A 21,381-nucleotide genomic window follows, 5' to 3' on the forward strand; every position below is an offset into this window, starting at 1 on the left:
TCAGATAGGGGGTGTTGGTTGTGAGGAAACTTTTCGTTCTCTCACTCGCATTGATCGTCACGGCGCTGTTTGGGTTTCAAATTGTATTGAAGGCCACAACACCATTTCAGGAAGGTCACATCCTCGCAGAGGCCATGAAGCAGTTCAAAGAGAAGATCGAGGCTGAGACGAAAAAAGCGATAGTGGTAGAACTTCAGATTGGTGTGGTGTCGGAGGAAGAAGCGAACAACCAGTGCGCCCAGGGCTTGGTTGATTTGCAGTTCACCGGTGGCCGACCTGTGGAGGTCTTCGCACCTGAATACTTCTTCGTGAACGCACCGTTTGTCATCAAAGACTACGAGCACTTCTTGAGGGTCTGGAACGGACCGATCGGCGAAAAAGCAAAAGCACTCATCGCCGAGAAGGGCAACATGATCTGCCTCGGTACAGTCTATCGTGGTTACAGACAGATGACAGCGAGCAAACCTATCTATGGTCCTTCGGACATCAAAGACTTGAAGTTGAGACTGCCCGTCGTACCCACGTGGATCAAGATCTGGGAAGCGATCGGCGCAAAAGCTGTGCCGGTGCCATTGACAGAACTGTACCAAGCTTTGAAGGAAGGTGGGGCCGAAGCTTCCGAAGGTGACGTGACTCAGATATCTTCCTTCAAACTTTACGAAGTACAGACTTATCTGATCATCACGAACCATCAGTGTGGTGTTGGTTGGATCACTATGAACAAAACTGCCTACGAAAGACTGACCCTTGAAGAAAGACAGCTCGTTCACAAGATCATGGACGAAGTGTGCACTTGGGCCACGGAGAAACTCAAAGCGAGCGAGGGAGATATCATCAGGTTCTTACAGGATAACGGTATGAAAGTGATCAAACTCGATGAAGGAGCTCTGAAAGCGATCAGAGAGCTCGCGGCACCAGCAGTTGAAGAACTCTTCAAGACCACTTGGCCCGTCACAACGTGGGCAGAAGTTCTGGCTCAATGAATACCCCTTGAAGTTGAGCCCGGCCATCAGGCCAGGCTTTTCTTTGATAGATATTCTCATAGACATGTGAGGATAATCGAGTTTGCGAAAAATGAATCCGAAAGTTCTTCCTGTTCTTTGGACATCCATCTGCAAGGCTTGTACGACGATGTCTGCGTTTGACGAAAAAAAATAGGGGACCATTTCGGACGTCCCCTAACGCATTTTCTATAAAGTCTGGTAGCCCCACGGGGAGTCGAACCCCGACCTTCGGACTGAGAATCCGATGGACTAGCCGTTATCCTATGGGGCCACATTTACTATTATACCACAAGGTACAACAAGTCAAGCCATCAGTTCGTGGACCATCCCGACGAGACTCAAACTACACCTTTGAAAAACCGATATCGCACGATGATTTTACCACACATAGTTGTCTCGTTGTCAACACACTTATCTTCACGGGCTCTCACAGCGTCTGAAGTTCTATAATCAACTTGAGAGACTATCCACGGGGGAACCTCACGATGAAACAAGACGTGCTCCTTTTGGACTTCGAGGGGGTATATCTCTTCCAACCAAGGCTCCTTGAAAGATCGAAACACTTGGACCTGAGGCATCTCAGGTCGGTCAAGTACATGTGTGATGAAACCACTCTGACGCTCGTCGGAAAGCTGGTCAAACGAGCCAAGGTGGTCTTTCTGGGTGATTCTGCCTACCATCATTTCTCCTACATTTTCTTGACACTGATCGATACACCCTTCGAGCTCGTCGTCTTCGACAACCACAGAGACGATATGAAGGAGGTTTCAACGCTGCTCTCGTGTGATGGATGGATCAGAGCTGCGAAGAAATTGAACAATCTTGAAGCGGTGCACATACTGAGAACAAAGAATGACCTTCCCAGATGCTTGGAACATCCAATCTATTTGAGCATAGACAAAGATGTCCTCTCGGATCGTTTTCTCAAGCTGGGTTGGGATCAGGGTGCTATGAAACCCGAAGAGCTTTTGGAAGCTGTAGAACTCCTGTGCAAAGAATTCGAAATCGTTGGTGTGGACATCAGTGGTGAACCGAGAGATGCCTTGGAAATGACGCGGAGCGAAGAGATCAATTTGGAGTTGCTCAAGATCCTTCTGAAGGACGAGCTTTCGAGAGTGACTCTCAAATCCTTCTCACAGCGTCACCGCGTTTGACGAGAATCATGGTGATCGAGGCGCAGATCACAAAAATCGCCGCAAAGTTGAACAGCACTTTATAGCCAAAAATGTCCATGATCAAACCTGTGAGCGGTGGTGAGACTATGTTTGCAAGCATTGAGGAAAAATAATACAGCCCGGTGTAACCACCCAGTTTTCGCTCGGGAGCCATGTCCAGCACCATTGGCAAGGAATTGACGTTCGTCAGCGCCCAACCCGTCCCACCGACTATGAACAGCACCAGAAAAGGTTTGATTATTGCCTCACCACTGGTTACTGAAGCAATCAGCGTTCCCACAAAGAGACAGCTGGCCGTGATGATGAGTCCAAGAATTATCGATCTTTTTCTGCCGATCCTCGCGCCGATGTGACCAGCGGGAACTGCGAAAAGCATGAAAGCCAACGACAACACTCCGAGCATGCCCGTGGCGATCTGTTCAGGCAGTTTCAGATAGAACTTCGCATAACTCGTGAAGAACGTTTCCAGCGCATTGAAGCCGGTGAACCAGATGAAGATGGATAGAAGCATGAACAACAAGCTCTTTTCCCGAGACAAGATCACCTCTTTGAGGTTTTCAAGTAATTCCGAATGGCTTTTTCTGAACGTCTCCTTGATCGAGAATTTGATCTTCGCGCCACCGTGGGTAGGTTCTCTCACCAACAGGATCACGAGACCGTTGGACAAGAGCAACAAGACAGATCCCACGAGGAAGGGCATGACTGGCGAAGATTCGTACAAGAATCTTCCAGAAAGATAAGCGAGCATCGCACCGAGGCCCCCCATGAAATTGATGATCCCGTTGGCCTGGCTTCTATACTGTGAAGGTGTTGTGTCGGGCATGAGGGCGATCAAAGGGGATCGGAAAAGTGCCATCGCAAAGTTCATGAAAATGATGCTGAACGTAACGGTCAGGAAGTTGTGTTTTGCCCAGAAAACTGGTATCAGAAAGAAAAACAGCGCGGCCAGGGGGGCTCCGATCAGAATGTAGGGTTTCCTTTTTCCCAGTTTCGTCACCGTTTGATCGCTCAGCGCCCCAACGTAAGGTGAGAGCACCAGGGCGAAGATGTTGTCGAGGGTCATGTACCCGCCAACGACGAAGGATGAAAGGCCAAAGGATTTGAGAAATATTGGAACGTACGCGTTGTACAAAGGCCAGATTGTGTTTATGCCAAAGAAACCAAAGCCGAGCAACCAGAGTCTCGTCATAGTCACACTATCACTCGATCCAGATCTTCAGGGACAATGATCCTGCCATTGAAGATCTCTTCAGCTGTGCGTGTGAGCTTGCACAAATGTTCTTCCAGTTCCAGTCCGAGGTGAACCAGACACAAGTTCTTAACCCCTGCCTGCTTCGCGATCCGTGCCGCATCCTCCACACAGCTATGACCTTCCTTCTTGCCAGTCACGAGTTCAGAACACGTGGCTTCGTGCACAAGCAAGTCCACACCTTTCGCTCGTTCAACCACCTCTTCGCACGGCTCTGTGTCGCTCGTGTACACAACGCACGCGCTGGAGGTTGAGAACTTGAGACCAAAGTTAGGAACACTGTGCTTCACGGCGAAGGTTTCGATTCTCAAGGAATCTTCGAAGAGAACACAGCCATCGACTCGGATGGGTGCCATTTCTAAAGGAAAATCTTCGCGGATTAATCCGTACACACTCAGGATCTGTCTCATTTCGAAGAAAAAGTCTTCGTTGATGCATATTTTCAGCGGTTCCTTTTTACCCGAGAGTCTGAGCATCTCCAACAGGGATGGCAAACCATAAGCATGGTCAACGTGTCTGTGCGTGATGATTATCGTGCGAAGCTTCAATGGATCGTAGCCGGCTTTGATCATCTTGCCAAACACGTTTCCAGGACAATCGATGAGCACATCATCAATTAGAAGCGATGTGTTGTCCCTTTTGTTGCTCGAAACGGCCGCAGAGGTTCCCAGAAAAACGATTCTCAAAAGCATCACCCGAAGTGGATTATAATCCAGCAAGGCTGCATAAGATCGTGCCGCTCATTAAGTTGGAATTTGGTATAAAATCGTGATGAATCTTTTCTTCTCTCATATTTCTTCTGGAGGTGATGGAATGAGGTACGATGTCGTAGTCGTTGGAGGAGGGCCTGCCGGATTGGTCGCGGCCCTGACTACCAAGAAGTTTTACAAGGACAAGAAGGTGCTCGTGATCAAAAAGACAGAGAAGGAACTGGTCCCTTGTGGTATTCCTTATGTCTTTCACACACTTGACGGTGTGGAGAACGACTTCATGGGAGTGGAAGAAAGATTTCAAAAGGCAGGAATCGACCTGCTGATAGATGAAGTCGTCGGCGGTGACACAGATCAAAAGAAGATCGTCACTAAAACAGGAAAAGAGATCATTTATGAGAAACTCATTCTCGCAACCGGTTCAATCCCGGCAGTTCCCAGAATCGCTGGGATAGATCTTTCAAACGTCTTCACGATCTCTAAGGACGCAAAATATTTGAGCTCAGTGCTCGAGAAGACCAGAACTTGTAGAAACATCGCCATCATCGGTGGTGGGTTCATAGGCATCGAGGTAGCCGACGAACTGAAGCGGGCCGGAAAGAACGTAACCGTCGTAGAAATCATGGATTGCCTTCTACCTGTGTCTTTCGATCCAGACTTTGGAGAGCTGGCACGCAAAGAGATCGAAGCAGAAAATCTGAAGGTCTACACGAGCAGGAAGGTTGTAGAAATCTACGGGTCGAAATCCGTCGAAGGTGTAAAGCTGGACAATGGAGAAAACATACCCGCGGACGCCGTCATACTGGCAACGGGTTACAAACCCAACACAGAGCTTGCCCGGCAACTGGGCCTCAAGATCACAGAGTACGGTTTCATAGAAACGGACGAATACATGAGAACGTCTAAGCCAGACGTCTTCGCGGCCGGTGATTGCGTGCAACACAAGGATTTTCTGACTGGCAAGCCTTCAAGGCTCATGCTCGCCTCGGCCGCCGTTTTCGATGCGAGGATCGTGGCGTCCAATTTGTATGGACTGAAGGTTATCAGAACCAACAAAGGTTCGTTGAATGCGTATTCCACCGTCATAGGACACAAAGCGTTCGGTTCCGTGGGAATAACAGAAAGAACCGCGAAAGAAGAAGGATTTGAAATCGTCGTTGGTAAGGCCGAAGGTATCGACAGACACCCGGGTAAGTTTGACGATACGAGCAAACTCATTGTGAAACTCATATTTTCCCAAGACAGTAGGATCCTGCTCGGGGCACAACTCTACGGTGGAAAAAGTGTTGGTGAGATCGTGAACATATTGAGTCTTGGAATCCAAAAGGGTATAACCGCAAACGATTTGTTCACCATGCAGATCGGAACCCATCCACTGCTGACTTCGGCTCCGACGTCTTATCCTCTCGTGATCGCGGCGGAGCAGGTTCTGCACTGAAAGTTTTTTCATAAAGATGACGCCCCTCCGATGGAGGGGCGTTTTGTGATCATCGTCCGCACCCACGTGTGAAAGAGAAGGATTTTGTCTCAAGATTTTTGAGATACTTGACCACGTGGTCAATCTGTGGTATGATCCTGTTGACCACATGGTCAAGGAGGTGTGAAGATGTCTGTCATAGAAACCAGAAACCTGTGCAAGTACTATGGAAAGCACAGGGGAATAGTTGACGTTAGTTTCTCCGTTGAGGAAGGAGAGATCTTCGGCTTCATTGGTCCGAACGGTGCAGGAAAAACCACGACAATAAGGATTCTCCTCGGTTTGATATTCCCAACCTCTGGTACCGCAAGGATCTTTGGTAAAGACTGCACAAGAGAAGGTCATGAAATAAGAAAAGAGATCGGGTACGTTCCAGGCGAAGTGAATTATTATTCGAGCGTCACTGTTGATGAACTGCTCAACTACTCGGCGAGCTTTTACGACAGAGTTGATAAAAAATACATCAAGGAGTTGTGCGAAATTTTCGAACTCGATCCGAAAAAGAAGTTTCGAGAACTGTCTACGGGTAATAAGAAAAAGGTCGCTATAGTACAGGCCCTTCTACACAAACCAAAGCTGCTCATATGTGATGAGCCGACCAACGGGCTCGATCCAATCATGCAGAACAGACTGTTCGAAATAATCCGAGAACTGAAAGGGCAGGGTACGACGATCTTTTTTTCTTCACACATACTGAGTGAAGTTCAAAAGCTGTGTGATGAATTCGCGATGATCAAAGAGGGCAAAGTGGTGAAGACAGGAAAAATAGAGCAGCTGGCCGGGTTCAACTACAAATCCATCACCCTTCAATCGAGGCAGATAGACGAACTCGAAAGGACCCTGAAAATCCCACATCGAAGGATCGACGACTCAACGATCAGTTTCAAATACAGTGGAGACATTAACGAGCTTTTGAAGAAACTTTCAGAGATTCAGATCGAGAACATATGGATCGAGGATCCTTCGCTTGAGGAACTCTTTCTATCCTTTTACGAGGAGGGGGAAAGATGAACGTCTACACGTGGGAGATGAAGAGGAACATCAAGACGACTATCGTTTGGATGGTTGCACTCGTGCTCGTGCAGTTGATGTACATATCGGTTTATCCATCCATGGTGAAAGATACCGAGCTTTTGACAAGAATGATGAAGCTCATGCCCAAAGCTTTCCTGAGGATCTTCGGTCTGGAAGATCTCGATTTTTCCAACATTTTGAACTATCAGGCCAGCATTTCCAGCATCTACGTGACCCTGGTTGGAAGCATCTTCGCGGTTCTTCTGACCTGCAAAGTGCTCGCCAAAGAAGAGAGCGAGAAAACCGCCGAATTTCTCCTCTCAAAACCAGTCAAAAGATCTAACGTTCTTTTGCAAAAGATTTCGAGCACACTGACTTTGATCTTGACGTTCGATCTCGTAATTTGTGTATCTTCACTTTTGATGGTCGAATTCTTTAAGCAAGGTGCGGTCGATTACACCAAGTTTTGGCTCTTATGGCTCTCACAGATTCTTCTGCATCTCACCGTCTCAAATCTGGTTTTTGCCGTCATCGTTCTTGCTAAACGTCAGGACAGCACCACCTCATTTAGCATTGGTATGACGTTCGTTTTGTACATCCTTGCCATGGCAAGCAAACTCACGGAGAAGCTCGAGCTCTTGAAATATCTAACGCCCTTCTATTACTCCGAAGGAATCAGAATAGTGAAGTACGGGAGGATGGAACCCGTCTTCTTAGTGATATATTTCTTTCTGAACCTTGCGCTGGTTCTTTCTTCGCTTTTCTTTTACTCGAAAAAGGACATCTATTTGTGAAGAAGGTGGTGTAGTGCACGAAGTCGTGGAGCGAATCTTGAAGGCTTCCATAGAAGAATTCTCGGAAAAAGGTTACGCAGCCGCTTCGACAAATTCGATCGCTAAGAAAGCGAAAGTGTCGAAAGGTTTGTTGTTTCATTACTTCAAGAGCAAGGAAAATTTGTACATCGAATGCTACAAGCACGTTCTTTCCTGGTCTAAGAAAAAATTTGAAGAGTTCGCCAAACAAGTAAAAAACGAGGATTTTTTCGAATTCATCAAGAAATGGGGCTTGCAGAAGATCACTCTGGCAATCGAGAATCCCGTCTATTCGAAGTTCCTCCTCACAGTAACGAATCTTTCTCCAAAGCTGCGCGCGATCGTACTGGGTTTGATCAGGGAAGCTCTTCTGGATTCGAGAGAGATCTTGCTTGAGAAGATCAAATCCGTGAAATTAAGACGAGGCATCAGTGAGGAAGATGCTTTAAAATTTATCACGGCAGTTTTCGATGGTGTAGCTAACAGTTATTTGGATCAGTATCGAGACAAACCCGAGGAACTTTTGAACAACCTGGAGAGAATCATGGTCGAATCGGACAAGCTGATGGATCTGATAAAATTTGGTATCCTCGACAGAGAGCCGCAACAATTACACAGGGAGGTGTGAAAATGCAATACAGAACCTTCAAAAACGTGCGCTGTTCCATCTTAGGCTTCGGAGCAATGAGGTTACCCACACTCAACAACGATGATTCACAAATCGATGAAGATAAGGCTATAGAAATGATCAGATACGCGATCGATCACGGAGTCAACTACGTCGATACCGCTTATCCTTACCACAGGGGAAGGAGCGAGATACTCGTTGGTAAGGCGCTGAAAGACGGCTACAGAGAAAAGACTTTTCTGGCCACGAAGTCCCCTGTTTGGCAAGTGGAAAGTCATGAAGATTTCTACAAATTCCTCGACGAACAGCTGGAAAAACTCCAAACCGATCACATCGACATGTACCTGATGCACGCTTTGAGTAAAGAGAGATGGGAAAAGATCAAGAGCCTGAGGTTTGACAAATTCTTCGAACGAGCGAAGGCAGAGGGAAAGCTTAGATTCGCGGGCTTTTCCTTTCACGACAAATACCCCATCTTCAAAAAAATCATCGACGAATACGATGGCTGGGACTTCTGTCAGATTCAATTGAACTACATGGACATAAACTACCAAGCCGGCTTGAGGGGTCTGAAGTACGCAGCCTCGAAGGGCTTACCCGTCGTGATAATGGAACCACTAAAGGGTGGGAAGCTTGCGAGGTTGCCCGACAGAGCCATGAGCGTTCTCAGAAAAAGCGGAAAGAACTGGTCCGCCGTGGAATGGAGTCTAAGGTGGCTTGCGAACTTTCCAGAGGTATCTGTCATTCTTAGTGGGATGAGCACTTTCGAACAGGTGAAAGAGAACGTTGAAATAGCAGAGCAGCTGGTACCCAACAACTTGACGGAAGAAGAACTCCGTTTGATCGACGAGTTGAGAAAAACTTTGGAGTCCTACGCAGTGATAAACTGTACCGAGTGTGGTTATTGCATGCCATGTCCCCATGGTGTGGATATTCCTGCGAACTTCAGGTTGTACAACGAAGCGATCATGTTCGAAAATTTCGAGATGGCGAAAGGTGAGTATCGCTGGTTCAGTAGCCAGAAAATCTCTGCAGCCTTCTGCACCGAATGCGGTGAATGTCTGAGTAAATGTCCACAGAAGCTACAGATACCAACTTTGATGAAGAAAATCAACGGTGAGCTCTCTTAGACTTTGGCGGAACTCACATCGAAGGCTTAGAAAGGAAATGCTTGTATCTCGGACGGAACAGCAAGACGAACGAGACCCTTGCGATCAACGCGAAACTTGCTCCGAAAGAACCAAAGCACACTGGGCCGAGGTACTGAAATGTGAAGGTATCCAAAAACGGGCTGAGTATCTTCATCAAACTGTCGATGGAGTTGAATATACTTAGTGTTCCTCGAGTTTGTCACGATCAACTGTGTGACCAACGAACCTCGTGAAACGCTTGTCAAGATAGAATCAATAGAGGTGCCAGAAGTGCCAACAGAACTGTGACGTTCGGGAACATCGAATACAGAACCAGATGAGATATGGACTGAGAGATCAAGGCAAAAGAAGTCTGGAAAGTTGTAACACACAGAACGCAGAAAAACTTCACCAGCATCAAGCAACTAACATGCGGTGTGTTTTCAGTTCAGCGAACGTGAACGACACTTTTCTCGAGCCCCTTTGTATTTTAAGCTGCACGAAGACGATGTTCACTAAATTGAAGAACAAAAGAACCGAGACAAAGAACGTGGGAGCTGAAAGCCCCATCATGCCATATGTGAAAGCCAGTCCGTACGCCGCACCTGTGAGAGCGTGAAGAATCTGATGGAACGAGCAAAACCAAGCATCAGCCGATAGAAACGTACCTCCCACACTAAGAGGCAGAGCCTTCTCCCGCCGAACTTATCCAGCATCCTGCTTATCAAGGGTAAGCAAGAAACCTTGTTCGTCAACAACACTCATAGTCAGGTTGGCTGCCGACGCAATAGAACCAACCGAGTGGAATAGCAACACCGACAGAAGAAGCTGCTCTGAGCACCAATCCACTGTACTTACATGCGGATGAAGCTTATTGATTTCTTCCATCATCTGAGGCACGACGTGGTCAGCGAAGCACATCGTTCTGTAACATTACTCAAAATAACGAAAACACATGATTCGGGACGAAAACAAAAGTTTTCAGAGATTATCACCGTCTGAGTGCTGACAGCCTCGCCTTTTGACTGAAATTTGCCTTGGATCAGACTTGAAGTTAACGTTGCGATAGTGTATGATTTATTTCTGAGAAAGATATTCAAAGACGAATGGAGGGACCTTCGACGCACACTAAATTGAATCCCATTTCCATGAAGAGAGAGAACAAAAAATTGATTCTGAGGTACCTGATAGAGAGAGGACAAAGTAGCAGGATGGAAATTGTGCGTCACACAAAACTTGCCCAGAGTGCCATCTGGCGGATAATGAACGAGCTCGTGAACGAGGGACTCGTACAGGAGAGAGGTTTCACTACGGGTAAAAGGAGAAAGCCTGTCATCTATGGTCCCACGAGATCTTTCATTACCTCGGTTGTGTACAACGTCGAGGTCCTGGAAACACTCGTTGCAATCGGTTTCCTTGATGGTTCGTGGAAGGTCATCGAAAGATTTCCCACACCACCGAACTTTGAACTGTTCAAAGAGAGTGTGAAGATGTCATTCGAAAAGATCATAAAGGAGAAAACCATCAGGAAGGATATCACAAAGATCGTATTTTCATTGCCGGGTATGGTCAACTACGAGAAAAAGCTTTTGATCTTCGCGCCGAATTTGAGTTGGAAGAACATAGATTTTCAACAGGAGTTCGTGGATCTGAATATGGAAGTTTTTGTCGAAAACGATGCCAACCTTTCTCTTATGGCTGAACAATTTTTCTCTCAGGATGTGAAGAGATCGAAGGTTGCGTTCTTTCTCTATTTCGGTGAAGGCATAGGTGGTGCGATCTCGGTGGACGGGAGCATCGTCAGAGGAAAGAACTCCGCCGCGGGGGAAATCGGGCATGTGACATTCAACGGAGACAAAAACGAGATAGAAAGTTTTCTTTCCATTTCGAGGCTCATTGACAAGGTGCAAAAATGGATCGGAAACAATGATAGCCCGCTGGAAGAAAAGTTTCAACGTTTAAAGCGTCTCTGGTTCATTGGACAAAGGGATGTGAAAAAAATCCTGGAGGATTACTTGCACCATGTCGCAGTTGTTCTCAGAGACCTTGTTTACTTTTTGAATCCCGATGTCATCATTTTGGGAGGATTGATAAACGACATATACGAGACCTTTGGACCGTACATAAGAAGAGAACTGGAAACCATCACGGAAAAGGAGATACTGACAGGTGTGGTGATAAGAGATTCCATCTTCAAAGAAGTTCCACCATCCCTTGTTGGTGGTAACGTTTTGGTCATCGAGAATGTTTTGAAAACCCTATAAGAGGGGGGTTACACCATCCGAGGAGGTGGTTTCATGAGGCGGTTCTTGGTGCTTCTTGTCTTGGCATTAACTGTGCTTTTGATCGCGCAGGTCACCATTCCAAGGGAGGAAACTGTCTACATCGCCGGTGCTCTCTGGGGGCCGGCAACGACATGGAACCTGTACGCACCACAGTCAACTTGGGGAACAGACCAGTTCCTGTTCGTCTCGGCGTTCCAGTACGATCTTGGAAGGGACGCATGGATACCGTTCATCGCACAGAAGTACGAATTCGTCGATGACAAGACCATCAGAATCCACATAAGGCCCGAGGCGAAGTGGAGCGATGGTCAACCCATCACGGCAGAGGACTTCGTGTACGCACTGGAGCTTTCGAAAAAGCTTGGTGTTGGACCAGGCGTTGGTTGGGACAAATACATTGAGTACGTGAAGGCGATCGACACGAAAGTTGTTGAATTCAAAGCCAGAGAAGATGCGCTGAACTACTATCAGTTCCTCTCCTATTCACTCGGTGCTCAGCCGATGCCGAAGCATGTTTACTCCAAACTCGAAGCAGAAGGAACGATTAGAGACTGGGTCAACGATAAACCAGACGAACAAGTCGTCTCTGGTCCTTACAAGCTTTACTACTACGATCCGAACATCGTCATCTACCAGAGGATTGACAACTGGTGGGGCAAGGACATCTTCGGACTGCCGAGGCCGAAATTCATCGGACACGTGATCTACAAAGACAACCCGAGTGCGAGCTTGGCCGTGGAAAAAGGAGACGTCGACTGGGCTGGACTCTTCATACCAAGTGTATGGGAGATGTGGGAGAAGAAGAAACTGCCCATCGGTACTTGGTACAACGAAAAACCATACTACTTGCCCGATGGCGTGGGATTTGTCTATCTGAACAACACAAAACCTGGGCTTTCCGATCCTGCTGTCAGAAAAGCGATTGCCCACGCAATACCTTACGAAGAAATGTTGGTCAAGGCCTACTTCGGTTATGGTAGTCAAGCGCATCCATCTATGGTCATAGACCTGTTTGAACCCAACAAGCAGTATATAAACTACGATCTTGCAAGAAAAACTTGGGGCACGAGTGATGGAAGGATACCATTCGATCTTGCGAAAGCAAAGAAGATCCTCGACGAAGCTGGTTACAAGGTTGGCAAGGATGGTATCAGAGTTGGACCAGACGGTAAGAAACTTGGTCCGTACACTATATCTGTTCCATACGGATGGACAGACTGGATGATGATGTGCGAAATGATCGCCGAGAATCTGAGAAGCATAGGCATCGATGTTGTCACAGAATTCCCAGACTACTCCGTCTGGGCAGACAGAATGACTAAAGGAACTTTCGACATCATCATTTCCTGGAGCGTTGGTCCAAGCTTCGATCATCCGTTCAACATCTACAGGTTCGTGCTCGACAAGAGGCTTTCTGCACCAGTCGGTGAAGTGACTTGGGCTGGAGATTGGCAGAGGTACGACAACGATGAGGTCGTTGAACTATTGGACAGAGCCGTCTCGACGCTGGATCCAGAAGTTCGAAAGAACGCGTACTTCAGAATTCAAGAGATCATCTACAGAGATATGCCAAGCGTTCCAGCGTTCTTCACAGCTCATTGGTACGAGTACTCGACGAAGTACTGGATCAACTGGCCGAACCAAGACAATCCGTACTGGTTCAGGCCTGCCCCGTGGCATGTGGACACTTTGCCAACACTGTTCGGTATCTCTCCAAAAAACAACCCGCAGCCTGTTCCAAAGTGGATAGAAACCACCGACAAAGGCGGAATGGGCGTACCAACCTCGAAGGTGTTTGAGGATCTTCAGTCCGCAAAGAAGTGATCTATCCGGCCCCGTCTGGGGCCGGTTTACAATCTCCCAAGAGGAGTGGAGAAAGAAATGGCTTCCAAACCGTTGTTCAAGTTCCTTTTGAGACGTTTCATCTTTCTTTTGGTGACGTACATCGTTGCGACCACTATAGTTTTCATACTTCCGAGGGCGATCCCCGGAAATCCACTCGCTCAATTGCTTTCGAACCTTTCAAGACTGGCCCAAGCGAATCCAGAAGCCATAAGGGCTGCCGAGAGAACTTTGATGGCAGAGTTTGGGATCGACAAACCTCTGTTGGTTCAGTACGTGACGTTCGTTTTCAAAGCGTTGCGCGGTGATCTTGGAACTTCCATATCCTTCTATCCTCGAAAGGTTATAGACCTCGTCGTTCCTGTGATACCTTGGACGTTGGTTCTTCTTCTACCCGCAACACTCGTTGCGTGGATACTCGGTAACACCCTCGGGGCAATGGCAGCTTACAGACGAAACACGTGGATAGACAAAGGGGTTTTGACAACTTCCTTGATCGTTTCACAGATACCCTACTACTGGCTCGGAATGATATTCATTTTCTTCTTCGGCGTGAGACTCGGTTGGCTTCCCACTCAAGGTGCCTACTCTCTGGGAACCATACCGAACCTGAGCTGGGGATTTTTCTTGGACGCTCTGAAACACTACGTGATGCCCTTCGCTTCAATCGTGATCTCTGCGATGGGTGGCTGGGCGATAGGCATGAGGGTGATGGTTGTTTATGAACTTGGAAGCGATTATTCTTTGTTCTCAGAGTATCTTGGAATGAAAGACAAGAGGATCTTCAAGTACGCCTTCAGAAACTCGCTTTTGCCACAGATAACGGGGCTCGCTCTGAGTTTGGGAGGAATCCTTGGAGGTGCTCTGATCACCGAAATCGTGTTCAACTATCCCGGCACGGGCTTTCTGCTCTTCAAAGCTCTGACAACGCTGGATTATCCGATGATACAGGGAATATTCGTCATTCTCATCGCATCGATCTATCTAGCGAACTTCATCGTGGATTTCTTGTACGCACTGATAGATCCGAGGATAAGACTCGGACAGGAGGAATGAAGAATGTTCGCGACGATGATAAGGCCACTTTTCAAGAATAAAAAATTCATAGTAGGCATTTCGATATTCCTCTTCTTCTTGATGTTGGGCATTTTGGGACCTGTTCTTTACAGAGTCAGTCCCACCAAGATGACGTGGGATTACGAACAACCTCCTTCCGCTAAGTATCCGCTGGGTACGGACACGTACGGCAGAGATGTTCTGGCACAACTTCTCCACGGCATTCGATCCTCCCTTTACATAGGTTTTCTTGCGGCGATCATTTCCTTGAGTATTGGAACTGTCGTTGGTAGTCTGGCGGCGGTGAAAAGAGGCATTGTGGATGACACGTTGATGGCGATAACGAACATCGTTTTGACGACACCATCTATCCTCATAGCCATACTGATCGCGAGTTATCTGAGGATAAGAAGCATGGAAGTTGTCGCCGTGATCTTGGGGCTGTTCCAGTGGCCTTGGTTCGCGAGGGCGATCAGGGCACAGTTGATGAGTGTCATGTCGAGAGAGTACGTCTATCTCTCGATCATGGCGGGTTATTCGGACATGAGATTGGTGATAGAAGATTTACTGCCGACCATAGCCACCTACGCCTTCATGTCCTTCGTGCTCTTCATAAACGGAGGCATAATGGGCGAGGCGGGTTTGAGTCTGATAGGTCTTGGACCCACGAGAGGAATTTCTCTTGGTTTGATGTTGCAATGGGCGGTGCTCATGGAAGCTGTGAGAAGAGGACTGTGGTGGTGGTTCGTTCCACCAGGAGTTGCCATCGTTGCTTTGACGGCGTCGCTCATGGTTATCAGTACGACGATGGATGAAGTTTTCAACCCGCGCTTGAGGGAGGAATAGAGAGTGAACGAAGTATTGATGCGAATAGAAAACGCGAAGGCCTACTATAAATTGGAGAAAGTTTCCGTCAGGGCAGTGGATGGAGTTTCGTTCGAAATATTTGAAGACGAGGTCATCGGTGTGGTGGGTGAATCAGGTTGCGGAAAGACCACGCTTTCGAACCTCATTTCTATGAACATCTTAAAGCCGCTAACTCTGGTCGAAGGCAAAGTGTTCATGAAGATCGACGGAAAATTCGAAGAGATCTCCTCCATGTCGAGGGAGGAAGTGAAGAAAAAACTTTGGGGAAAAGAGATAACCATCGTTCCGCAGAGCGCGATGAACGCTCTGATGCCGACGATAAGGATGGCAAAATACGTTGAACACCTGGCACAGTCGCACGAACTGAATGGGAAAGAACTTTTGCAGAAAGCTGAAAAAAGATTTGAAGAAGTTGGCCTGAACCCACTTTGGTTGAAGAGATACCCATTCGAACTCAGTGGAGGCATGAGACAGAGGGCGGTCATAGCCATAGCGACGATTTTGAACCCAAAGCTTCTGATAGCAGATGAACCGACGTCTGCCCTCGACGTAGTCAACCAAAAGGTGTTCCTCAAAGTCTTGATGCAGTTGAAGAGAATGGGTGTTGTGAGGAGCATCATCTTCATAACGCACGACATCGCCACCGTTCGACAGATCGCCGACAGGATTATCGTCATGTACGCTGGAAAGATCGTTGAGATATCCACCATGGAGAAGATATTGCAAAGACCCCTCCATCCATACACGAAAGGTCTGTTCAATTCGGTGTTGACGCCTGAACCTGAGGTCAGAAGAAGAGGCATCAGCGTGATTCCCGGCACGCCACCCAACTTGATAAATCCACCCAGCGGATGCAGGTTCCATCCCAGATGTCCACATGTGATGGAGGTGTGCAAGGAAAGAGAACCAGAGTTAAGAGAAGTTGAGGAAGGTTCAAAGGTGGCCTGTTTTCTGTATTCGGAGGAGAGAACATGAGCAGACTCGTGGTTGAAAACCTCACCAAGATATTCACCCTGGGGTTCTTCTCAAGAAAACGCATAGAGGCTGTGAAAAACGTTTCTTTCGAAGTCAAAGAAGGAGAAATTGTCTCACTCGTGGGAGAGAGTGGTTCTGGTAAGACAACAACCGCGAAGATGATCTTGAGACTCATTCCTCCGACAAGTGGAAGGATCATCTTCGAAGGCAAAGATATCTGGAAAGACTTGAAAGATCATGAATCGATCAAAGACTTTCGAAGAAAAGTTCACGCGGTCTTTCAAGATCCGTTCGCGAGTTACAATCCCTTCTATCCAGTCGAAAGAACGCTTTGGCAAGCGATTAACCTGTTGGAGAAGAAACCTTCCAACAAGAAAGAAGCGTTGGAACTGATAAAAGAATCGCTCGTCAGAGTGGGGATAGATCCCAAGGATGTTCTGGGAAAGTATCCACACCAGATCTCCGGTGGACAAAAGCAAAGGATCATGATAGCCAGATGTTGGATCTTGAGACCTTTTTTGATAGTCGCGGACGAACCGACCTCCATGATAGATGCCTCGAGCAGAGGAGGGATCATACAACTTCTGGAGGAGCTGAGAAAAGAACAGGGAACCTCCATCATATTCATAACCCACGATCTCGGGCTCGCTTACTACGTGTCTGACAACATCTTCGTGATGAAGGACGGAGAAATAGTGGAAAGGGGTCATCCAGACAAAGTGGTGCTCGAACCAACCCACGAGTATTCGAAGGTTTTGGTGGAGAGCATCCCGAAACTCTACAGGAAATTGGAAGGTCTGTGAGATGTTCACGCGCGCCATTTTGACCATCTTCGCCTGGGCGTTGGTGCTGGAGATTTTCGTACTGCTCTACTATCTGTTGAAAGGTACAAGGCCTGTCGAGTTCTACGTGAACCTCGGCTTGATGATCTTCACAGTCTTATTTCTGTCTTTCTTCATTTTTCGGGAACGAAAGAGGAGGGATGAGGATGATAAACGTGGATGAAATCGTTTCGAAGCTCACTTTGGAAGAAAAGGTGAAAATCGTTGTTGGGGTTGGAATGCCGGGTGTGTTCTCCAATCCACAATCGAGAGTCGCTGGAGTGGCGGGCGAAACGCACTCGATACCGCGTTTGGGTCTACCGAGCGCCATCCTGGCAGACGGTCCGGCCGGATTGAGAATTAACCCAACGCGCGAGAACGATGAGAAAACTTATCATGCAACTGCTTTTCCGATCGCGGTGATGCTCGCTTCCACCTGGAACCTCGAGATTTTGGAAGAAGTGGGCAAAGCGATGGGTGAGGAAGTTAGAGAGTACGGTGTCGACATCCTCTTGGCACCTGCGATGAACATACACAGAAACCCGTTGTGCGGAAGAAATTTCGAGTACTATTCGGAAGATCCAGTCCTTTCGGGAGAGATGGCATCCGCTTTCGTGAAGGGTGTACAGTCACAAGGCGTTGGTGCGTGTCTGAAACATTTTGCAGCGAACAACCAAGAAACCAATCGAATGAGCGTGGACACGATCGTCTCTGAAAGAGCCTTGAGAGAGATATACCTCAGAGGCTTTGAAATAGCCGTCAAGAAGTCCAAACCTTGGAGTGTGATGAGCGCCTACAACAAGTTGAACGGAAAGTATTGTTCACAGAACGAGTGGCTCTTGACGAAGGTTTTGAGAAAGCAGTGGGGGTTCGAAGGTTTCGTCATGACTGATTGGTTCGCTGGAGACAACCCCGTCGAACAACTCAAGGCGGGGAACGATCTGATAATGCCCGGTAAGGTGAACCAGGTGAACATGTTCAGAAAAGACGAAATCAGTGAAATCATGGAGGCTCTTAAGGAAGGAAAACTGAGCGAGGAAACTTTGAACGAGTGTGTGAGGAACATTTTGAACGTTCTTGTGAACTCCCCTTCTTTCAAGGCTTATAAGTACTCCAACGAACCGGACCTCGATGCACACGCGAAGATCGCTCACAAAGCGGGTATTGAGGGTGCAGTACTTTTGAAGAACGAAAACACCCTTCCCATTCAGAAAGATGCAAAGATCGCCATCTTCGGAACAGGACAGATAGAAACGATCAAGGGAGGAACGGGAAGTGGAGACACACACCCGAGGTACGCGATCTCCGTCCTCGAAGGTGCGAAAGAGAAAGGATTGAAGGTGGACGAGGAACTCGCGAACATGTACGAAGAGTACATCAAGAAGATGAGAGAAACGGAGCAATACAAACCAGTGCAACATCCTTGGGGATTTTTGGTCTATCCGAAGTTGTTGGAAGATTTCTTGACGGAGGACGAAGTGAAGAAATTCGCTGAAAGGAACGACCTTGCGATCGTAGTGATAAGCAGAATCTCTGGCGAAGGAGAAGACAGAAAACCGATCAAGGGAGATTTCTACCTCTCTGACGATGAAGTCAAACTCCTTCAAGTAGTTTCGAAGCAGTTCCATGAGGTTGGAAAAAAGGTTGTTGTGTTGCTCAACATAGGTGGTCCCATCGAGATGGTGAGCTGGCGAGATCTGGTCGACGGGATCTTGTTGATCTGGCAGGCTGGACAAGAAACTGGTAGGATCGTCGCAGACCTTTTGACGGGTGAAGCGAATCCGTCTGGAAAACTACCCACCACGTTCCCAAAAGATTACTCAGACGTGCCTTCATGGAACTTTCCGGGAGAACCCAAGGAAGATCCCGAAAGAGTGATCTACGAAGAAGACATCTTCGTTGGCTACAGGTATTACGACACCTTCGGTGTTGAACCAGCTTACGAGTTCGGTTACGGTCTTTCCTACACGAAGTTCGACTACGGTGATCTGAAAGTCTCTGTGGACAGCGACGTCTTGAAGGTCTCTTATGTAATCAAGAACGTGGGTGATATGGCTGGAAAAGAGGTATCGCAGGTTTACATCAGAGCGCCGAAGGGAAAGATTGATAAACCTTTCCAGGAACTCAAGGCCTTCCACAAAACGCAACTTTTGAACCGTGACGAGTTTGAAGAGATCTGCATCGAAATACCACTGAGAGACCTTGCGAGTTTCGATGGAGAAGAATGGCTCTTGGAAAAAGGAGAGTACGAAGTCAGAGTGGGCTCTTCCTCGAGGGACATCAGGTTGAAGGGAACGTTCGTTTTGAAAGAGGAAGTGAGGTTTGCACCGTGAGGTGGTGAGCATGAAGAAGGTTCTTTCTGTCTTGTTTCTTTTGCCGATCATCGTGCTCGCTCAGAACGTTCTTACGAACGGTTCATTCGATCGACCAATTCTCATCGCGAACGTCGACATCGAGCCACCGGCTCCGGATGGTTTCATCGACACCAGGGAAAACTGGATCTTCTTCCCCAACAGTGGTGGTGAAGGCACGGCATACGTCGAAGATGGAGTTCTCGTCGTCGAGATCACAAACGGTGGACATCATACCTGGTCGATCCAGATCATTCAATCCCCGATCCTGGTGGAGAAGTATCACAAGTACAGGGTATCTTTCAAGGCAAAGGCCTCGAGTGAAAGAAACGTCGGCGTGAAAATCGGAGGCATCGCGACGAGAGGCTGGCCAGCCTACAATCCCGGCACTGATGAATCAGGAGGAATGGTTTTCAATCTTAGCACAGACTGGCAAACTTACGAATTCGAATTCGTCATGAGGCAAGAGACTGATCCGAAAGCGCGCTTTGAGTTTCAACTTGGAAGAGCCGTTGGAACGGTTTGGATAGACGACGTGGTCATGAAGGAGGTTGGAGTCGTGGAGGTCTCCGAGCCGGGAGCGAGGAAGCGAAAGGTGAAAGAATGGAAGCTTGTTTGGAGTCAAGAGTTCGACGAAGATTTCGTAGACGAGAGTGTGTGGAATTTCGAGATTGGAAACGGACACGCGAAAGGAATTCCCGGCTGGGGGAACGCTGAGCTCCAGTACTACACGAAAGAAAATGCCTTCATCGAAAACGGATGTTTGGTCATAGAAGCCAGAAAGGAAACTGTTTCGGACGAATATGGCACCTACGACTATACGTCCGCGAGGATGACGACGGAGGGAAAGTTCGAGATTCAGTACGGAAAAATCGAAATAAGAGCGAAATTGCCGAAAGGACAAGGTATATGGCCGGCTCTCTGGATGCTCGGAAGCAACATAGGAGAAGTTGGATGGCCAACATGCGGTGAAATCGATATCATGGAAATGCTTGGTCATGACACCAGAACCGTTTATGGAACGGCCCACGGCCCAGGTTACTCGGGTGGAGCTTCCATAGGGAACGCTTACAAATTGTCCAAGGATGAGCCTGACTTTTCAGATGAATTTCACGTGTTCCACATCGAATGGGACAAGGACGCGATCGAGTGGTACGTGGACGGAAAGCTCTATCATGTGCTCACCAAAGCCAAACTCGAAGCGTTGGGACTCAAATGGGTCTTTGATCAACCCTTCTTCCTGATCGTCAACGTGGCGGTTGGAGGTTACTGGCCCGGTTATCCAGACGAAACGACACAGTTCCCGCAGCGCATGTACATCGATTACATAAGAGTTTACGAGGACGTTGGCCCAGAAGTGTACGAAGAAGTGCAAGAAATCGAACTGGAGCAAGAGGTACCTGAAGTCACCTTCGAGAAGATCAACAACCCGAGTTTTGACGAACCCATCATGAACGATCAGGCGAATAGGCCAGACGAATGGTTCATCTGGGAAGCTGGAAGGTACGGAATAAGCGGTGCTCGTGTGAGCGATTACGGAGTGAAGAATGGCTACGCATACATAATCGTTGCAAACTCAGGAACTGACACCTGGCATATCCAGTTCAACCAGTGGATCGGTTTGAAGCGTGGAAAGAGTTACACCATCTCGTTCAAAGCCAAAGCAGATGTTCCAAGATTGATAAACGTCAAGATCCTTCAGAACCACGATCCATGGATAAACTACTTTGTTCAAACTGTGAATCTCACAACTGAATGGCAAACCTTCACATATTCTTACACACATCCAAAAGATGTGGACGAAGTCGTTCAGATAAGCTTCGAGCTCGGTTTGCACAAACCTACGACGATCTATTTCGATGAGGTGACGGTGGAGCCCACGAATCGGTAAGATTGAAACTTCGTCCTCGTTCGGAACCACCAAGTGGTGAAGACACTTTACCAAAAAGGGGAGGATGACTTCCTCCCCTTTGTTCAGCTGTCTG

18 protein-coding genes and 1 tRNA gene are annotated in these 21,381 nt (G+C 47.7%); 16 read left to right on the plus strand and 3 right to left on the minus strand.

All coding sequences use genetic code 11. The annotated features are described in order from the left end of the window. The first annotated feature begins 20 nt into the window (after window positions 1-20). A complete protein-coding gene (locus tag AJ81_RS09865; protein ID WP_031502608.1) occupies window positions 21-983 on the plus strand; it encodes a TRAP transporter substrate-binding protein in 963 nt (320 codons plus the stop codon). Between the two features lie 217 nt (window positions 984-1,200). Here the strand turns inward: AJ81_RS09865 and AJ81_RS09870 are convergent. Then, window positions 1,201-1,275, minus strand: a tRNA-Glu gene (locus AJ81_RS09870). 214 nt (window positions 1,276-1,489) lie between these two features. Between AJ81_RS09870 and AJ81_RS09875 the strand changes: the two genes are divergently transcribed. Beyond that, entirely contained in the window at window positions 1,490-2,158 is a 669-nt protein-coding gene (locus AJ81_RS09875; RefSeq protein ID WP_031502610.1) for a hypothetical protein, read from the plus strand. Here the strand turns inward: AJ81_RS09875 and AJ81_RS09880 are convergent. Together AJ81_RS09880 and AJ81_RS09885 are read right to left on the minus strand one after the other, a co-directional pair. After that, complete coding sequence (locus AJ81_RS09880) at window positions 2,127-3,368, minus strand: MFS transporter (RefSeq protein WP_031502612.1); 1,242 nt, start codon at window positions 3,366-3,368, stop codon at window positions 2,127-2,129. The two genes, AJ81_RS09875 and AJ81_RS09880, sit on opposite strands and share 32 nt — an antisense overlap. A gap of 2 nt (window positions 3,369-3,370) precedes the next feature. Further along, window positions 3,371-4,114 carry an MBL fold metallo-hydrolase gene (locus AJ81_RS09885; RefSeq protein ID WP_031502614.1) on the minus strand — a complete coding sequence of 248 codons (744 nt, stop codon included), beginning with the start codon at window positions 4,112-4,114 and terminating at the stop codon, window positions 3,371-3,373. Window positions 4,115-4,241: 127 nt separating this feature from the next. On the opposite strand from AJ81_RS09885, the gene AJ81_RS09890 reads away from it, so the two are divergent. From AJ81_RS09890 to AJ81_RS09960, 14 genes are all read left to right on the plus strand, one after another. Then, window positions 4,242-5,576: an FAD-dependent oxidoreductase gene (locus AJ81_RS09890; RefSeq protein WP_031502615.1), complete on the plus strand. Its 1,335-nt coding sequence runs from the start codon at window positions 4,242-4,244 to the stop codon at window positions 5,574-5,576. 168 nt (window positions 5,577-5,744) lie between these two features. Then, window positions 5,745-6,626, plus strand: coding sequence for an ABC transporter ATP-binding protein (locus tag AJ81_RS09895; RefSeq protein WP_031502617.1), 882 nt, complete (start codon window positions 5,745-5,747; stop codon window positions 6,624-6,626). After that, the gene (locus tag AJ81_RS09900; RefSeq protein WP_031502618.1) at window positions 6,623-7,423 is read left to right on the plus strand and encodes an ABC transporter permease subunit; all 801 of its coding nucleotides are present in this window, start codon (window positions 6,623-6,625) and stop codon (window positions 7,421-7,423) included. Before AJ81_RS09895 ends, AJ81_RS09900 begins: the two co-directional genes overlap by 4 nt. Window positions 7,424-7,436: 13 nt before the next feature. Continuing rightward, window positions 7,437-8,069, plus strand: a complete 633-nt coding sequence (locus AJ81_RS09905; protein WP_051368918.1) for a TetR/AcrR family transcriptional regulator — start codon at window positions 7,437-7,439, stop codon at window positions 8,067-8,069. A 2-nt stretch (window positions 8,070-8,071) separates the two neighbouring features. Continuing rightward, window positions 8,072-9,199: an aldo/keto reductase gene (locus AJ81_RS09910; protein WP_031502622.1), complete on the plus strand. Its 1,128-nt coding sequence runs from the start codon at window positions 8,072-8,074 to the stop codon at window positions 9,197-9,199. Between the two features lie 1,169 nt (window positions 9,200-10,368). After that, window positions 10,369-11,463 carry an ROK family transcriptional regulator gene (locus tag AJ81_RS09920; RefSeq protein ID WP_231845431.1) on the plus strand — a complete coding sequence of 365 codons (1,095 nt, stop codon included), beginning with the start codon at window positions 10,369-10,371 and terminating at the stop codon, window positions 11,461-11,463. Between the two features lie 33 nt (window positions 11,464-11,496). Next, a complete protein-coding gene (locus tag AJ81_RS09925) occupies window positions 11,497-13,308 on the plus strand; it encodes an ABC transporter substrate-binding protein (RefSeq protein WP_031502628.1) in 1,812 nt (603 codons plus the stop codon). Window positions 13,309-13,365: 57 nt separating this feature from the next. After that, window positions 13,366-14,382 carry an ABC transporter permease gene (locus AJ81_RS09930; RefSeq protein ID WP_031502629.1) on the plus strand — a complete coding sequence of 339 codons (1,017 nt, stop codon included), beginning with the start codon at window positions 13,366-13,368 and terminating at the stop codon, window positions 14,380-14,382. Window positions 14,383-14,385: 3 nt separating this feature from the next. After that, a complete protein-coding gene (locus AJ81_RS09935; RefSeq protein ID WP_031502631.1) occupies window positions 14,386-15,228 on the plus strand; it encodes an ABC transporter permease in 843 nt (280 codons plus the stop codon). A gap of 18 nt (window positions 15,229-15,246) precedes the next feature. Continuing rightward, the gene (locus AJ81_RS09940; RefSeq protein WP_038059600.1) at window positions 15,247-16,224 is read left to right on the plus strand and encodes an ABC transporter ATP-binding protein; all 978 of its coding nucleotides are present in this window, start codon (window positions 15,247-15,249) and stop codon (window positions 16,222-16,224) included. After that, a complete protein-coding gene (locus tag AJ81_RS09945; protein WP_031502634.1) occupies window positions 16,221-17,027 on the plus strand; it encodes an ABC transporter ATP-binding protein in 807 nt (268 codons plus the stop codon). Before AJ81_RS09940 ends, AJ81_RS09945 begins: the two co-directional genes overlap by 4 nt. Window position 17,028: 1 nt before the next feature. Next, window positions 17,029-17,229, plus strand: coding sequence for a TM0026 family membrane protein (locus tag AJ81_RS09950; RefSeq protein WP_031502636.1), 201 nt, complete (start codon window positions 17,029-17,031; stop codon window positions 17,227-17,229). Then, window positions 17,213-19,378 carry a beta-glucosidase gene (locus tag AJ81_RS09955; protein WP_031502639.1) on the plus strand — a complete coding sequence of 722 codons (2,166 nt, stop codon included), beginning with the start codon at window positions 17,213-17,215 and terminating at the stop codon, window positions 19,376-19,378. The genes AJ81_RS09950 and AJ81_RS09955 overlap by 17 nt, the downstream gene beginning before the upstream one ends. 10 nt (window positions 19,379-19,388) lie before the next feature. Beyond that, window positions 19,389-21,287: a carbohydrate binding domain-containing protein gene (locus AJ81_RS09960; protein WP_031502641.1), complete on the plus strand. Its 1,899-nt coding sequence runs from the start codon at window positions 19,389-19,391 to the stop codon at window positions 21,285-21,287. Window positions 21,288-21,381 lie beyond the last annotated feature (94 nt).

This window comes from Pseudothermotoga hypogea DSM 11164 = NBRC 106472 (assembly GCF_000816145.1).
Classification (GTDB): domain Bacteria; phylum Thermotogota; class Thermotogae; order Thermotogales; family DSM-5069; genus Pseudothermotoga_A; species Pseudothermotoga_A hypogea.

Coding starts and splice junctions, on each gene's coding strand:
- AJ81_RS09875 (WP_031502610.1), top strand. CDS start 1,490: ATGAAACAAGACGTGCTCCTTTTGGACTTCGAGGGGGTATATCTCTTC.
- AJ81_RS09880 (WP_031502612.1), bottom strand. CDS start 3,368: ATGACGAGACTCTGGTTGCTCGGCTTTGGTTTCTTTGGCATAAACACA.
- AJ81_RS09890 (WP_031502615.1), top strand. CDS start 4,242: ATGAGGTACGATGTCGTAGTCGTTGGAGGAGGGCCTGCCGGATTGGTC.
- AJ81_RS09895 (WP_031502617.1), top strand. CDS start 5,745: ATGTCTGTCATAGAAACCAGAAACCTGTGCAAGTACTATGGAAAGCAC.
- AJ81_RS09900 (WP_031502618.1), top strand. CDS start 6,623: ATGAACGTCTACACGTGGGAGATGAAGAGGAACATCAAGACGACTATC.
- AJ81_RS09910 (WP_031502622.1), top strand. CDS start 8,072: ATGCAATACAGAACCTTCAAAAACGTGCGCTGTTCCATCTTAGGCTTC.
- AJ81_RS09925 (WP_031502628.1), top strand. CDS start 11,497: ATGAGGCGGTTCTTGGTGCTTCTTGTCTTGGCATTAACTGTGCTTTTG.
- AJ81_RS09930 (WP_031502629.1), top strand. CDS start 13,366: ATGGCTTCCAAACCGTTGTTCAAGTTCCTTTTGAGACGTTTCATCTTT.
- AJ81_RS09935 (WP_031502631.1), top strand. CDS start 14,386: ATGTTCGCGACGATGATAAGGCCACTTTTCAAGAATAAAAAATTCATA.
- AJ81_RS09940 (WP_038059600.1), top strand. CDS start 15,247: ATGCGAATAGAAAACGCGAAGGCCTACTATAAATTGGAGAAAGTTTCC.
- AJ81_RS09945 (WP_031502634.1), top strand. CDS start 16,221: ATGAGCAGACTCGTGGTTGAAAACCTCACCAAGATATTCACCCTGGGG.
- AJ81_RS09950 (WP_031502636.1), top strand. CDS start 17,029: ATGTTCACGCGCGCCATTTTGACCATCTTCGCCTGGGCGTTGGTGCTG.
- AJ81_RS09955 (WP_031502639.1), top strand. CDS start 17,213: ATGATAAACGTGGATGAAATCGTTTCGAAGCTCACTTTGGAAGAAAAG.
- AJ81_RS09960 (WP_031502641.1), top strand. CDS start 19,389: ATGAAGAAGGTTCTTTCTGTCTTGTTTCTTTTGCCGATCATCGTGCTC.